The 14,074-nt window shown below is 69.0% G+C and carries 14 protein-coding genes and 1 pseudogene; 11 read left to right on the top strand and 4 right to left on the bottom strand.

Going from position 1 to position 14,074, the window contains the following annotated elements:
- Positions 1–248: 248 nt before the first annotated feature.
- Positions 249–1,370: pseudogene (locus AC27L4_RS15095) on the top strand (FAD-dependent oxidoreductase); the annotation flags it as partial.
- On the opposite strand, the gene AC27L4_RS15090 reads toward AC27L4_RS15095, so the two are convergent.
- The gene (locus tag AC27L4_RS15090) at positions 1,313–1,615 is read right to left on the bottom strand and encodes a hypothetical protein (RefSeq protein WP_487143811.1); all 303 of its coding nucleotides are present in this window, start codon (positions 1,613–1,615) and stop codon (positions 1,313–1,315) included. The pseudogene AC27L4_RS15095 and the gene AC27L4_RS15090 sit on opposite strands and share 58 nt — an antisense overlap.
- Between AC27L4_RS15090 and AC27L4_RS15085 the strand changes: the two genes are divergently transcribed.
- The 4 genes from AC27L4_RS15085 to AC27L4_RS15070 are packed head-to-tail and all read left to right on the top strand — an operon-like array spanning position 1,532 to position 6,205.
- Positions 1,532–1,816, top strand: a complete 285-nt coding sequence (locus AC27L4_RS15085) for a sarcosine oxidase subunit delta (protein WP_487143053.1) — start codon at positions 1,532–1,534, stop codon at positions 1,814–1,816. The two genes, AC27L4_RS15090 and AC27L4_RS15085, sit on opposite strands and share 84 nt — an antisense overlap.
- Complete coding sequence (locus AC27L4_RS15080) at positions 1,813–4,722, top strand: glycine cleavage T C-terminal barrel domain-containing protein (RefSeq protein WP_487143052.1); 2,910 nt, start codon at positions 1,813–1,815, stop codon at positions 4,720–4,722. The genes AC27L4_RS15085 and AC27L4_RS15080 overlap by 4 nt, the downstream gene beginning before the upstream one ends.
- Positions 4,722–5,411: a hypothetical protein gene (locus AC27L4_RS15075; protein WP_487143051.1), complete on the top strand. Its 690-nt coding sequence runs from the start codon at positions 4,722–4,724 to the stop codon at positions 5,409–5,411. Before AC27L4_RS15080 ends, AC27L4_RS15075 begins: the two co-directional genes overlap by 1 nt.
- On the top strand, positions 5,408–6,205 hold the full coding sequence (locus tag AC27L4_RS15070) for a helix-turn-helix domain-containing protein (protein WP_487143050.1): 798 nt from the start codon (positions 5,408–5,410) through the stop codon (positions 6,203–6,205). The genes AC27L4_RS15075 and AC27L4_RS15070 overlap by 4 nt, the downstream gene beginning before the upstream one ends.
- Here AC27L4_RS15070 and AC27L4_RS15065 read toward each other — a convergent pair.
- Together AC27L4_RS15065 and AC27L4_RS15060 are read right to left on the bottom strand one after the other, a co-directional pair.
- Entirely contained in the window at positions 6,184–6,708 is a 525-nt protein-coding gene (locus AC27L4_RS15065; protein ID WP_487143049.1) for a cytochrome b/b6 domain-containing protein, read from the bottom strand. The two genes, AC27L4_RS15070 and AC27L4_RS15065, sit on opposite strands and share 22 nt — an antisense overlap.
- A complete protein-coding gene (locus AC27L4_RS15060; RefSeq protein ID WP_487143048.1) occupies positions 6,705–7,220 on the bottom strand; it encodes a hypothetical protein in 516 nt (171 codons plus the stop codon). Before AC27L4_RS15060 ends, AC27L4_RS15065 begins: the two co-directional genes overlap by 4 nt.
- 203 nt (positions 7,221–7,423) lie before the next feature.
- On the opposite strand from AC27L4_RS15060, the gene def reads away from it, so the two are divergent.
- From def to AC27L4_RS15045, 3 genes are all read left to right on the top strand, one after another.
- Positions 7,424–7,987 (top strand): peptide deformylase, encoded by a 564-nt coding sequence (def, locus tag AC27L4_RS15055; protein WP_487143047.1) that lies wholly within the window; start codon positions 7,424–7,426, stop codon positions 7,985–7,987.
- Between the two features lie 3 nt (positions 7,988–7,990).
- Positions 7,991–8,923: a methionyl-tRNA formyltransferase gene (fmt, locus tag AC27L4_RS15050; protein WP_487143046.1), complete on the top strand. Its 933-nt coding sequence runs from the start codon at positions 7,991–7,993 to the stop codon at positions 8,921–8,923.
- A 227-nt stretch (positions 8,924–9,150) separates the two neighbouring features.
- On the top strand, positions 9,151–9,561 hold the full coding sequence (locus tag AC27L4_RS15045) for a hypothetical protein (protein WP_487143045.1): 411 nt from the start codon (positions 9,151–9,153) through the stop codon (positions 9,559–9,561).
- A 39-nt stretch (positions 9,562–9,600) separates the two neighbouring features.
- Here AC27L4_RS15045 and AC27L4_RS15040 read toward each other — a convergent pair whose 3' ends face one another.
- Positions 9,601–9,987, bottom strand: coding sequence for an ester cyclase (locus AC27L4_RS15040; RefSeq protein WP_487143044.1), 387 nt, complete (start codon positions 9,985–9,987; stop codon positions 9,601–9,603).
- Positions 9,988–10,218: 231 nt separating this feature from the next.
- On the opposite strand from AC27L4_RS15040, the gene AC27L4_RS15035 reads away from it, so the two are divergent.
- From AC27L4_RS15035 to acnA, 3 genes are all read left to right on the top strand, one after another.
- The gene (locus tag AC27L4_RS15035) at positions 10,219–10,434 is read left to right on the top strand and encodes a hypothetical protein (protein WP_487143043.1); all 216 of its coding nucleotides are present in this window, start codon (positions 10,219–10,221) and stop codon (positions 10,432–10,434) included.
- A 35-nt stretch (positions 10,435–10,469) separates the two neighbouring features.
- Entirely contained in the window at positions 10,470–11,213 is a 744-nt protein-coding gene (gene truA / locus AC27L4_RS15030) for a tRNA pseudouridine(38-40) synthase TruA (protein WP_487143042.1), read from the top strand.
- Between the two features lie 157 nt (positions 11,214–11,370).
- Positions 11,371–14,055 (top strand): aconitate hydratase AcnA, encoded by a 2,685-nt coding sequence (gene acnA, locus AC27L4_RS15025; protein WP_487143041.1) that lies wholly within the window; start codon positions 11,371–11,373, stop codon positions 14,053–14,055.
- Positions 14,056–14,074: the final 19 nt, after the last annotated feature.

Here is a 14,074-nt window from a genome sequence, read left to right as displayed (position 1 = left end):
CAGGTTTGTCCGACCTTCTCAACTGGCAAGAAAAATAATTTCACTGCAGGCAACATCCGGCTGGCGGAAACGAATTTTCCTGCTAGGAATACGCATAGTGCGTCGTGCTGCGGGAAAGCGCAACCCTGACGATAACTGCGTCGAATCGCGGCGCGGCGTGCTCCGGATTTTAACGGCCGGAAATTTTGTTGCACTTCAGGAAGCGCCCGCTAAAACCAAGGGCGTGGCCCGATGCCGCGGAGTGACATATGCCTCTGGCGCTTCTCAAATACGGCTTGAGTTCCGAGCATCCGGACGATCCGCACCTGCGCTGGGCGCCGGATCTGAAGAAGACCTACGACGTCGTCATCATCGGCGCCGGCGGCCACGGCCTGGCGACGGCCTATTATCTGGCGGCCAAGCACGGGATCACCAACATCGCCGTGCTCGACCGCGGCTGGCTGGCCGGCGGCAACACCGCCCGCAACACCACGATCGTGCGCGCCAACTACCTGACCCCGGAAGGCGTCTCCTTCTATAAGGAGTCGGTGGAGCTGTTCCGCGGCCTGTCGCTCGAGCTCGACATCAACATCATGTACTCGGAGCGGGGCCACTTCACCCTCGCCCATACCGACGCGGCGATGCGCACGGCCCGCTGGCGCGCCGAGGTCAACAAGCACATGGGCGTCGATTCGGAAGTGATCGATGCCGACGAGGTGGCGCGGATCTGCCCGATCATGCACGTCTCGGATGATGCCCGCTATCCCGTCCTGGGCGCGCTCTACCATCCGCCCGGCGCCATCGCCCGCCACGACGCCGTGGCCTGGGGCTATGCCAAGGAAGCGATGCGCCGCGGCGTCGAGGTGCACACCCAGACCGAGGTGACCGGCCTCCTGATCGAGGGCGGGTGCGTCAAGGGCGTCGAGACCAACCGCGGCACCATCCACGCCAACAAGGTGGTGCAGGCGGTGGCCGGCGCTTCCAGCCGCGTCGCCCGGATGGCCGGCTTCAAGCTGCCGATCCGCACCATCCCGCTGCAGGCCTGCGTCTCCGAGCCGGTCAAGCCGATCCTCGACCAGATCGTGGTCTCCGGCTCGCTGCACGTCTACATCTCGCAGTCGGCACGCGGCGAGATGGTGATGGGCGGGGCGACCGATCCCTACGGCCTCTACTCCACCCGCTCGACGCTGGACTTCAAGGAAGGGCTGATGGGCCACATGCTCGAGCTCTTCCCGTTCATGAGCGAGCTGCGCATCCTCAGGCAGTGGGCCGGCATGGCCGACATGACGCCCGACTTCTCGCCGGTGATGGGCCTGACGCCGGTGGAGAACTACTACATCGATTCCGGCTGGGGCACCTGGGGCTTCAAGGCCACGCCCGTCTGCGGCAACCGCATGGCCGAATGCGTCGCCACCGGCAAGCAGCCGGATCTGCTCAAGCCCTTCGCTCTCGACCGGTTCCGCACCTTCGACCTGGTCGGCGAGAAGGGCGCGGCCTCGGTCGGCCATTGAGGAACGAGGGACATGCCCAAGCACGACGAGGCGAGCCGCCGATGAAGCTCATGACCTGCCCTCTCAACGGCCCGCGCAACATCTCCGAGTTCGTCTGGGCCGGCGACGTCAAGGCGATGCCGGATCCGGCCAGCGCTCCGGACGCGGTTTGGACCGATTTCCTGTTCCTGGAAGACAATATCGCCGGCGAAGTCCATGAGTGGTGGCTGCACGCCCCGACAAACTACTGGTTCATCGCCCGCCGCAACACGGTCACCGACGAAATCCTCGAGACCATGACCGCCGACACCTATTTCTCCCGATTGAAGAAGGCGGGTGAGGCATGACCGCGTCCGATGCAACTCGCCTCGCCGGCGACGAATGGGGCCTGCTGATCGACCGCGCCAAGCCGGTCACCTTCACCTTCGACGGCGTCGCCCATCGCGGCTACAAGGGCGACACCATCGCCAGCGCGCTGGTCGCAGGCGGCCGCTGGGTGATGTCGCGCTCCTTCAAGTATCACCGGCCGCGCGGGCCGCTGACCATGGCCGGGCACGACGTCAATTCGCTGGTGCAGGTCGGACCCGAGCCGAACGTGCGCGGCGACCGGCATCCGATCGCAGACGGCATGGCGGCGGTGTCGGTCAACCATGCCGGCTCGCTCGACCGCGACTGGTATGCGGGGCTTGAGAAATTCTCGCGCTTCCTGCCCGTCGGTTTCTACTACAAGACCTTCTTCCGCCCGTCCTGGAAGCTGTTCGAGAAGCCGATCCGGGAACTCGCCGGCCTCGGCAAGCTCGACCCCAAGGCGCATCACGGCTACTACGACAAGGCCTATCTGTTCTGCGACGTTCTGGTGGTGGGCGGCGGACCGGCCGGCCTGGAGGCGGCGATTTCGGCTGCCGAGGCCGGGGCCGAGACGCTGCTGATCGACGAGTGGCCGGAACTGGGCGGCTCGCTGCTCTATGGCCGCGGCGGCTCGGGACGCACCCTGACCGAGACGCGCCGCAAGGCGCTGGTCGCCCGGGCGCGCAGCCTGCCCGGCCTGACCATCCTGAGCGACACCACCGTCTCCGGCCTGTTCTCCGACAATTGGGCCGCGGCGATCTCGGGCAACCGGCTCTACAAGATCCGCGCCGGCCAGGTCGTGCTCGCCACCGGCGCCTTCGACCAGCCCCTGGTCTTCCCGAACAATGACCGGCCCGGCATCCTGTTCGCCGACGCGGCGCAGCGGCTGATGCGGCTCTACGGCGTCAAGCCGGGCCGCCAGGCGGTCGTCGTCACCGCGAACGCCCTCGGCTACGAGGCGGCGCTCGACCTTGCCAGCGCCGGCGTGACCGTGGCGGCGATCGTCGATCTCAACATGGCCAACGACAGCCAGGCCGCAGTGCAGGCTCGGGCGCGGGGCCTGCGCATCCTGCCGGGCTCGACGCTGGTCGACGCCCGGGGCAAGGCGCGGGTCGAGGCCGTGGCCGTGGCCAAGGTGGCGGGCGAAGGCAAGACCTCGGGCACGCCGGAGTGGATCGCCTGCGACCTCGTGCTGATGGGCGTCGGCTATACGCCCGCGCTCAACCTCGCCAGCCATGCCGGCGCCAAGGTGGTCTACGACCCGACCATCGCCATGCATCGCGCCACCGACCTGCCGCAGGGCCTGGCCCTGACCGGCGCGGCGGCGGGCCTGTGGGGCGAGGAGGCGGTGACGGCGGATGCGCGCGTCGTCGGTGCCCGCGCCGCGGCGGCGGCGCGTCCCGGCGGCGATCCCGGGCCCCGCCCGGCCACGGCGGACGCGACCGCCGCGCACATCACCCACCCCTGGCCGATCTTCTCGGACGCCAAGGCCAAGGACTTCGTCGACTTCGACGAGGATCTGCAGACCAAGGACATCGTCAACTCGGTCAAGGACGGCTACGACGACATCCAGCTGGTCAAGCGCTACTCCACCGCCGGGCTCGGCCCGAGCCAGGGGCGGCATGCCAATCTCAACACCATCCGCCTGGTGGCCAGGCAGACCGGGCGGACCCTGCAGGCTGTCGGCACCACCACCTTCCGACCGCCGCTGGTGCCGGAGAAGTTCGGCCACATGGCGGGCCGCGCCTTCGAACCGGTGCGCCACACCGCCATGCATCACCGCCATCTCGAGCTCGGCGCGCAGATGATGCCGGCGGGCCTGTGGATGCGCCCGGCCTATTACGGGCCGAAGCGCGGCGCGGCCGAGGCGATCGCGGCCGAGGTGCGCGCCGTGCGCGGCAATGTCGGCATGATCGACGTCTCGACCCTGGGCGGCCTCGACATCCGCGGCCCCGACGCGGCGGAATTCGTCGACCGCATGTACACCTGGGCCTACGCCAAGCAGCCGATCGGCCGCGCCCGCTACGCCCTGATGACCGACCAGACCGGCGTGGTCATCGACGACGGCGTCGCCTGCCGCTTCCACGACAGGCACTACTACCTCACCGCCACCACCAGCGCGGTCGACCAGGTCTATCGCCAGATGACGTGGTGGAACACGCAGTGGCAGCTCGACGTCGACATCGCCAACGTCACCGCCGCCTATTCCGGCGTCAACATCGCCGGACCGAAGGCGCGCGAGGCGCTGGCGGCGCTGGAGACCGACATCGACTTCTCGGCCGAGGCCTTCCCCTACATGGCGGTGCGCCAGGGCCGGCTCGGCGGCATTCCGGTCAGGGTGCTGCGCGTCGGCTTCGTCGGCGAGCTCGGCTACGAGATCCATTGCCCCTCGGGCCTGGGCGAAGCGCTCTGGGACAAGCTGTTCGCTGCCGGCCAGCCCTTCGGCCTGAAGCCCTTCGGCGTCGAGGCCCAGCGCGTGCTGCGCCTGGAGAAGGGCCATATCATCGTCGGCCAGGACACGGACGGCCTGACCAATCCGGCCGAGGCCAACATGGAATGGGCGCTGGCCAAGAAGAAGCCGTTCTATGTCGGCAAGCGGGCTGTCGAGATGCAGATGGCCAAGGGCGTCGCCCGCCGGCTGGTCGGCTTCACGCTCGCCGATCCCGGCGCGCCGTGCCCGAAGGAATGCCACCTGGTCATCCGCGACGGCGACATCGCCGGCCGCGTCACCTCGGCGGTGCGCTCGCCCACCCTTGATCGGGTGGTGGGCCTCGCCTATGTGCCAAGTGACATCGCCGCGATCGGCTCGACCTTCGAGATCCGCATCGACGGCGGCCGGATGATCCGGGCCGAGACCGTGCCCGTGCCGTTCTACGACCCCGAGAACAAGCGGCAGGAGCTGTGATGTCCGCCATTGCCGAGACCCTGCCGCGCCGCACGCCGCTCTACCGCACCCTCGACAAGGAGGGGGCTGCCTGGACCACCCTGCCCGACGCCATGATCGCCGACGCGGTGACGCCGGCCCGGGCTGCGGCCATCCGCATGGCCGACCTCAGCCCTCTGCCGCGTCTCGGCTTCAAGGGGCGCGGCACGATCGCCGCCATGCAAAAGCGCGGCGTCGTGGTGGAATCGACGCCGAACCGGGCCTTCCGCCAGGCTGACGGCGGGCTCTGCCTGGTGCTGGCGCCGGGCGAGGTCATCCTCCTGTCGAACCTCGCCGGCGACGGCCGGCGTTTCGAGGAGATGGAGGCGACCTGGCGCATCGAGGACGAGGAGCGCACCTATCCGCTGCCGCGGCGCGACAGCCATGCCTGGCTCGCCCTGGCGGGCGAGGCTCTGCCGGCCATGTTCGCGAAAATCTGCGGTATCGACTTGCGTTTTCACAAGTTTTCCGATCTTTCCATCGCGCAGACCTCGGTGGCGCGGCTCAACGTCATCGTGATGCGGGCCGATATCGGCGGCACGCCGGTGTTTCATGTGCTTGCTGACAGCGCGTCCGCCACGTACTTCTGGGAGTGCCTGCGCGATGCCGCCGCCGAATTCGACGGCCATGCCGTGGGGATTTCGACGTTCAGAGGATTAACGAGCGGATGAGCAAGCGGGCGGAGGCAGGGTCGGGTGATCGGGCGCCGGAGGTGTCCGGAAGCGAACTGCTCCGCCCCGCGCCGCGCCGTGCCGCGGCCCCGGCCGAAGCCGGGGAGGCAATCCCCGGCGAGTCCCTGTTCCCCGATGCATTCCCGACCGGCAACTACCCCTCCGCGCCCACTCTGACCTCGCAGGATCCGCATGCCCTGGAGGGCGCGCGCGACAATATCCTGGAAGTGGCGATCGGACGCGAGGTCCGCGCCTTCCGCAACAAGCTCGGCTTCACCGTGTCCGACCTGGCCGTGGCGACGGGCCTGTCGCTCGGCATGCTCTCCAAGATCGAGAACGGCGTCACCTCGCCGTCGCTGACCACGCTGCAACTCCTGTCGCGCGCGCTCGGCGTACCGGTGACGGCCTTCTTCCGCCGCTACGAGGAGCGGCGCGACGCCGTCTTCGTCAAGGCGGGCGAAGGGCTGGCGATCGAGCGGCGCGGCACGCGTGCCGGCCACCAGTACCACCTGCTCGGCCACACCGGCGGCCACACCGGCCGCGTCGTGGTCGAGCCCTACATGATCACGCTGACGCAGGAATCGGACGTGTTTCCGCTGTTCCAGCATTCGGGGCTGGAGTTCCTGTACATGCTGGAGGGCGAGGTGGTGTATCGCCACGCCGACAAGCTCTATGTCATGCAGCCGGGCGACAGCCTGTTCTTCGACGCGGACGCCCCGCACGGGCCGGAGGAGATGCGCAGCCTGCCGATCCGGTTCCTGTCGATCATCTCCTATCCGCGCGACGACACCTGAGGCGCGGCACGCCCGGCGAGGGCGGCGCCGGCATGCAGGAGCGCCAGGGCGATGAAGCCCTTGGCCATCCAGGCATGGGCGGTGTTGAGAAGGCGGGCAAGGCGCGGCGCGGTGTCGCCGGCGGGGATCAGCGTCATCCCGAAGGCCGAGACGTCCAGCCCGGACAGGGTCAGCTTCAGGATGCCGGAGAGCGGCAACGCCAGCAGCAGCGTGTAGAACGCCGCCGTGCGCAGGCCGGCGAGCAGGCGGTGCAGCCGCGAGCGCGGCGGCCCCGGCCGGCGCCGCAGCACCAGGCGGGCCGACAGGCGAGCCAGGGTCAGCACCAGGATCGCCAGGCCGGCCAGGATGTGCAGGCCGATCAGCTGCTCGGCGCGGTCGGTGTCGGTCTCGGTCAGGGCCTGCGCCGCATAGGCGGCGGGGATCGCCGCCAGCGCCAGCGCGGCGGTCGCCCAGTGCAGCAGGCGGATCAGGGGCGGCCAGCGCCCGGCGATGGCGCCGATCACGGGGCGCCCGCATGCGCGTAGAAGGCGGCCTCGCACGGCACCCGGCCGGACTGGTCGCAGAACAGGCGCAGGACCTGCCGCGTTTCGCCGAACTTTGCCATCTCGGGCAGGGTGAAGGTCAGGTCCTCCGCCGCATCGATGTGGCAGGCGTGGCAGACCGTCTTGGCCTTGAGGCCGGTCCAGTCCGGCTGGCCGGGCTCGAAGGAGCCGTAGAGCCAGGCCGTACCCTGCTTGACCTTGGTGAAGACGGTGGCGCGGTTGGCCGGGCCGTAGAACGTCTCCATGGCGATGGTGGTGCCGTCGGGCAGCGGCTGGCCGCGCCGGGCGCGGGCGAGCGAGGCTTCGTCGATCCACAGCCGGCGGAAGGCGCCGTCGTTGCGCGCGATGGTGGCGTAGTGGGTCAGCGTCCGGCCGAGATCGGCCAATGGCGGCTCCTCGTCCTGCAGTGCCCCGGCGGCCAGGGCCGGCGCGCCGGCGAGGACGGCGAGAAGCAGGGCGGCGGTGCGGCGCATGACAGGCTTCGTCCTCGGCCGGCGGATCGGCCGGCGCAAATCCCGGCCGGATCGGCGCCTAAAGCGTTTTGCGATTTGACGGACTCGCGTCAAGTCGCAAAGACGCGTCGAAACAAGGAGCTGGAGCAAAGCGCGTTTCCACCAAAACGCGCTTTGCTCTAGGGCCGATTGACCCTGTGCGCCCGGCAGACTATCTCCCGGGCATGGCCCTCCGACCGATCATCATCCTGCCCGACCCGCAACTGCGCCTCAAGTCCGCGCCCGTCGAGCGCGTCGACGATGAGCTGCGCAAGCTCGCCGACGACATGCTGGAGACAATGTATGACGCGCCGGGCATCGGGCTTGCGGCGATCCAGATCGCCGAGCCGCGGCGCCTCGTCGTCATCGACACCAGCCGGACCGAGGAGGAACGGGCGCCGATAACCTTGATCAACCCGCAGATCGTCTGGTCGTCGGACGAGCGCTCGGTCTACGAGGAAGGCTGCCTGTCGATTCCCGACTACTACGCCGAGGTCGAGCGGCCGGCCCGGGTGCGCGTCGCCTATCTCGACCGTGACGGCAAGGCGCAGGAGATCGAGGCGGACGGCCTGCTCGCCACCTGCCTGCAGCACGAGATCGACCATCTCGACGGCGTGCTGTTTATCGACCACATCTCCAAGCTCAAGCGCAACATGGTGATCCGCAAGTTCACCAAGGCGGCCAAGCGCGGCGAGGCCGATGGCGAGGCTGACGAGAAGCCGGCGCCGAAGCCGCGGATCGTGGGATAGACGATGACACTGCGCGTCGTCTTCATGGGCACGCCGGATTTCGCCAGGCCGGTGCTGGCGGAGATCCTGGGCCAGGGCCATGAGGTCGCGGCGGTCTACACCCGCCCGCCGGCGCCGGCCGGCCGCGGCATGGAGCTGGCGCCCTCGCCGGTGCACCGGCTGGCCGAAGGCTTCGGCATCCCGGTGTTCACCCCGAGGAGCTTTCGCGACGCCGAGACGGTCGAGACCTTCGCCTCGCTCGAGGCCGACGTCGCCGTGGTCGTCGCCTATGGCCTGATCCTGCCCAAGGACGCCCTGGCGGCGCCGCGCGAGGGCTGCCTCAACCTGCACGCCTCGCTGCTGCCGCGCTGGCGCGGCGCGGCGCCGATCCAGCGCGCGGTGATGGCGGGCGACGCCGAGACCGGCGTCATGGTGATGCGCATGGAGGAGGGGCTCGACACCGGCCCGGTCGCCATGGCCGAGAAGCTGGCGATCGCCCCCGACATGACCGCCGGCGAGCTGCATGACCGCCTGTCGGTGCTCGGCGCCGACCTGATGGCCCGGGCGCTGGCGGCGCTGTCGCGCGGATCCCTGGCCTTCGTGCCGCAGGCCGGGGCGGGCGTGACCTATGCCCGCAAGATCGAGAAGGCCGAGGCGCGCATCGACTGGTCGCAGCCGGCCGCGGCCGTGCACAACCATGTGCGCGGGCTGTCGCCGTTTCCCGGCGCCTGGTTCGAGGCCGACTGGGGGCAGGGAACCCAGCGGGTGAAGGCGCTGCGCTCGACCCTTGCAGCGGGCTCCGGCGCCCCGGGCACGGTGCTGGACGAGGCGCTCACCATAGCCTGCGGCGAGGGCGCCGTGCGCCTCGCCGAGGTGCAGCGGGCCGGAAAGGCGCCGATGAAGGCGGCGGAGTTCCTGAAGGGGGCGGGGCTGTCGAAGGGCGCGAAGGTTTTCTGAGCGCGCCGGCGGGTCGCCGGAGGATCAAGGGCTTCGCCCGCATGGACGTTGGTCATGGCAGTTCCCGTCATCAAGCCGCGCCGGTCCGCGTCTGCGGACAGGATCGTCCTGTGGCCGGCTTTCCTGACGCTCGGCCTGCCCGGCGCCTTTGTCCTCTTATGCGCCACGCCAATCGGCGCGAGCATTGCCTATGTCATTGTCCTTCTCCCGGCGTTCGCGTCGCGAGCTTGGCGGCGCTGATCGCGACGGTGGCGGCCCTGTGGTCGGCAAGCCGGCGCGCCTGGCGTCGCGCTCTGGCCTATGCCGTGCTTCCCCTCGCCCTGCTGGCTGCCGCTCCGGCCGGCTTCGAGGGGGTGGCATGGCTGCGCGGGTGCGGCTTCGTGCTGCGCTTCGAGATCGAGCGCAGCCGGATGCTGGATGAGATCAGGGCGATACCGGACGGCCAGCCCAAATTCGCGCAATGGGAGTGGGACGGCTTCGGTACGATCAGCCTCGGCGTGGTCTATGACGAGAGCGACGAAGTCACGGTTCCGGAGGAGAAGCGATCCGACGCCTGGAAGCAGCGAAACCTCAATGCTCTACCCATCCTCGGCGTCACGCCCATGGGTGGGCATTTCTACCTCGCGACATTTGACTGAGCCCTGCCTGCCTGGCCGCCTCGCCGGCCGGTCCGGTCTTCAAAGCTGGGCCTCGATCGCCGTCTTGTCGATGATCGACCAGACCTCGGCGATCTTCTCGTCCCGGAACTCGTAGAAGACGTTCTCGGCGAACCGGACCTTCCTGCCATTGACGGCAAGGCCGAGAAAAGTGCCCGCCGGCGTGCAATGGAAGTCCAGCCGGCTGGCGATGCGCGGCGGTTCGCAGACCAGAAGCCGGATATCGAAGCGGAGATCCGGAATCTCGCGAAAATCCTTCTCCAGCATGGCGCGATAGCCGGACAGGCCGATCCGCCGGCCGTTGTGGCGCACGTCCTCGCCGACGAAGCCGCCGAGATTGAGCCAGTCCTGCCGGTTGAGGCAGGCGATATAGCTCCGGTAGAGGTCGGAGAGGTCCGCTGCCGTCATGACAGTCCATTCCTTCTGCTGGAGGGCGCATCTCGGATAAATCGGCAATCGGTCGCCGGTTCCTCCTTATCGCATCCGCGGGACGATCGGTCTCGCCGCTCAGGCCGCAGGCCTGGTGGTGCTGCACCATGGCGGCCCGATCGACGGCGGTCCGGCGGCCGAGGTGGCGGCCGACGACAAGGTGGTGGAGGCCTATCTCGGCTCTGATCCCCGCCAATCCCGGAGCCCGCCATGTCCGCACTCAAGCCGGAGATCGAAGACCCGGCCGATCCGAGCCTGGGGCGTCGCATGGTCCCGGCGGCCCTGCGCGCCGGCGCCGACGTCTCGGCCTTGGCCCATGCCGGCCTCGAGGCGGCGTCAGCGGACGACCTGAACACCGAGGATCCGGACACGCTGGCGAGCCTCGCCGACCGCGGCGGACTCGAAAGCCGGCGCGGCCACGGTTGACGTTCGCGGCCGATGGCGGCATTCGAACGCCCGTCATGCCCCGCTACAAGCTCCTGATCGAATATGACGGTACCCCCTATGCCGGCTGGCAGCGCCAGGCCAACGGCCGCGCCGTGCAGCAGGCGGTGGAGGAGGCGATCCTGGCCTTCACCGGCGAGGATCTGCGTATCCAGTGCGCCGGGCGCACCGATGCCGGTGTCCACGCCACCGGCCAGGTCGCCTCGGTGATGCTGGCCAAGGCCTGGCGCAACGACCAGGTGCGCGACGCGCTCAATGCCCATCTGACGCTGATGGACGAGCACGTCTCCGTCCTGGCGGCCGAGCAGGTGCCCGACGTTTTCGACGCCCGCTTCTCGGCCAAGGGCCGGCGCTATCTCTACCGCATCGTCGACCGCCGCCCGCCGCTGGCGCTGGAGCGGCTGCGCTGCTGGCACAGCCGCAAGCCGCTCGACGCCGAGGCCATGCACCGGGCGGCGCAGGGCCTCATCGGGCATCGCGACTTCACCACCTTCCGCTCGGCCGACTGCCAGTCGGACAGCCCGGTGAAGACGCTCGACCGGCTGGACGTCTTCCGCCAGGGCGCCGAGATCCACGTGGTCGCCGCCGCCCGCTCCTTCCTGCACAACCAGGTGCGCTCGATGGTGGGCTCGCTCAAGCGCGTCGGCGACGGGTCCTGGAGCGCGGCCGACCTCGTCGCGGCCCTGGAAGCGCGCGACCGCTCGCGCTGCGCCGCCCTGGCGCCGCCGCACGGTCTCTACCTCACCGGCGTGGTCTACTGACCCCGGCCGCGGCGAAAGAAAGCACGACTTTCATCGGCCTAGCGGGCTGATCAGAATCTTTCTATAACGCCCCCCTCGGATGTTGCGGCGCAGCAGCTCCGCCCTGGTGTCTGGTCGCCGCCCGCCTCATCGCTAGACCCGCTCCCCGGAGAGTTCCATGGCCTCGCTCGACAGCTTCAAAGCCCGCCAGACCCTGAAGGTGGGCTCGAAGACCTATCAGTATTATTCGCTGAAGGCGGCCGAGACGAACGGCCTGGCGGGCATCTCGGCTCTGCCGGCCTCGATGAAGGTGCTCCTGGAAAACCTGCTGCGCTTCGAGGACGGCCGCAGCGTCACCAAGGCCGACATCGAGGCGGTGGCGGCGTTCCTGGTCAACCGCGGCAAGGCCGAGAAGGAGATCGCCTACCGTCCGGCCCGGGTGCTGATGCAGGATTTCACCGGCGTGCCGGCCGTGGTCGACCTCGCCGCCATGCGCGACGCCATGAAGGCGCTCGGCGGCGATCCCAACAAGATCAACCCGCTGGTGCCGGTCGACCTCGTCATCGACCACTCGGTCGTGGTCGACTATTTCGGTTCGGCCGACGCCTTCGGCAAGAACGTCGCCCGCGAATATGAGCAGAACCAGGAGCGCTACCGCTTCCTGAAATGGGGCCAGTCGGCCTTCGCCAATTTCCGCGTGGTGCCGCCGGGCACCGGCATCTGCCACCAGGTCAACCTGGAATACCTGGCGCAGGCCGTGTGGACCAGCAAGGACGCCGACGGCAGCGAGGTCGCCTATCCCGACACGCTGGTCGGCACCGACAGCCACACCACGATGATCAACGGCCTGGGCGTGCTGGGCTGGGGCGTCGGCGGCATCGAGGCCGAGGCCGCCATGCTCGGCCAGCCGATCTCGATGCTGGTCCCGGAAGTGATCGGCTTCCGCCTGACCGGCAAGCTCGCCGCCGGCGTCACCGCCACCGACCTGGTGCTGACCGTGACGCAGATGCTGCGCAAGAAGGGCGTGGTCGGCAAGTTCGTCGAGTTCTTCGGCTCCGGCCTCGACGCCATGACGCTGGAGGACAAGGCGACCATCGGCAACATGGCGCCGGAGTATGGCGCGACCTGCGGCTTCTTCCCGGTCGATGCCGAGACGCTGCGCTATCTCGACAAGTCCGGCCGCGAGGCCGACCGCATCGCCCTAGTCGAGGCCTATACCCAGGCCCAGGGCCTGTTCCGCACCGCAAACAGCCCCGATCCGATGTTCACCGACGTGCTGGAGCTCGACATCTCCACCGTGCTGCCCTCGCTCGCCGGCCCGAAGCGCCCGCAGGACCGGGTGCTGCTCTCCGACGCCAAGGCCGGCTTCCTCGCCGCGCTCGACGGCGAGTTCAAGAAGGCAGGCGAGGCGGCCAAGGCCGTGCCCGTCGACGGACGCGACTTCGCCCTCAGGCACGGCGCGGTGACGATCGCGGCCATCACCTCCTGCACCAACACCTCAAACCCCTCCGTGCTGGTGGCGGCCGGCCTGCTGGCGCGCAAGGCGCGCGAGAAGGGCCTCAAGTCCCAGCCCTGGGTGAAGACCTCGCTGGCGCCGGGCTCGCAGGTGGTGGAGGAATATCTCCGGGTGTCCGGCCTGCAGCCCGACCTCGACGCTCTCGGCTTCAACCTGGTCGGCTTCGGCTGCACCACCTGCATCGGCAATTCCGGCCCGCTGCCGGAGGAGATCTCGGAGGCGGTGAACAAGGGTGACCTCGTCGCCGCCGCCGTGCTCTCGGGCAACCGCAACTTCGAAGGCCGCGTCAATCCGGACGTCAAGGCCAACTACCTCGCCTCGCCGCCGCTGGTGGTCGCCTACGCGCTCGCCGGCTCGCTGCAGCTCGACCTCACCACCGAGCCGCTCGGCACGGGCAGCGACGGCAAGCCGGTCTACCTGAAGGACATCTGGCCGACCGCCCACGAAATCCAGGCGGTGATCGACCAGTACGTCACCAAGGCGATGTTCAAGTCCAAATACGCCGACGTGTTCAAGGGAGACGCCAACTGGCGGGCGATCCAGGCGCCGACCGGCGAGACCTATGCCTGGGACGACCGCTCGACCTATGTGCGCAACCCGCCCTATTTCATCGGCATGACGAAGACGCCGGAGACGCCGGCCGACGTGATCGGCGCGCACATCCTCGGCCTGTTCCTCGACTCGATCACCACCGACCACATCTCGCCGGCCGGCTCGATCAAGGCCGCCAGCCCGGCGGGCGAGTATCTGCGCGACCACCAGGTGCGTCCGGCCGACTTCAACCAGTACGGCACGCGGCGCGGCAACCACGAGGTGATGATGCGCGGCACCTTCGCCAATATCCGCATCAAGAACCAGATGGTGCCGGGGGTCGAGGGCGGCATCTCCATCCACTACCCCGACGGCGAGCAGGCGCCGATCTACACCGTCGCCATGCGCTACAAGGACGAGGGCGTTCCGCTGGTGGTGCTCGCCGGCAAGGAATACGGCACCGGCTCCTCGCGCGACTGGGCGGCCAAGGGCACCAAGCTGCTCGGCGTGCGCGCCGTCGTCGCCCAGTCCTTCGAGCGCATCCACCGCTCCAACCTGGTCGGCATGGGCGTGGTGCCGTTCACCTTCGAGGAAGGCACCTCCTGGCAGACGCTCGGTCTCAAGGGCGACGAGACGGTGACCATCACCGGCATCGCCGCGCTGAAGCCGCGCCAGAAGGTGGAGGCGACGATCACCGCCGCCGACGGCGCGGTCACCAGGGTGCCGCTGCTGTGTCGCATCGACACGCTGGACGAGCTCGACTACTTCAAGAACGGCGGCATCCTGCAATACGTGCTGCGCAACCTCGCAGCATGATGCAGGTCCGCCGGTAAAA

The organism is Labrys sp. Lb11, from assembly GCF_057554225.1.
This window is presented reverse-complemented; position numbering and strand designations above follow the sequence as displayed.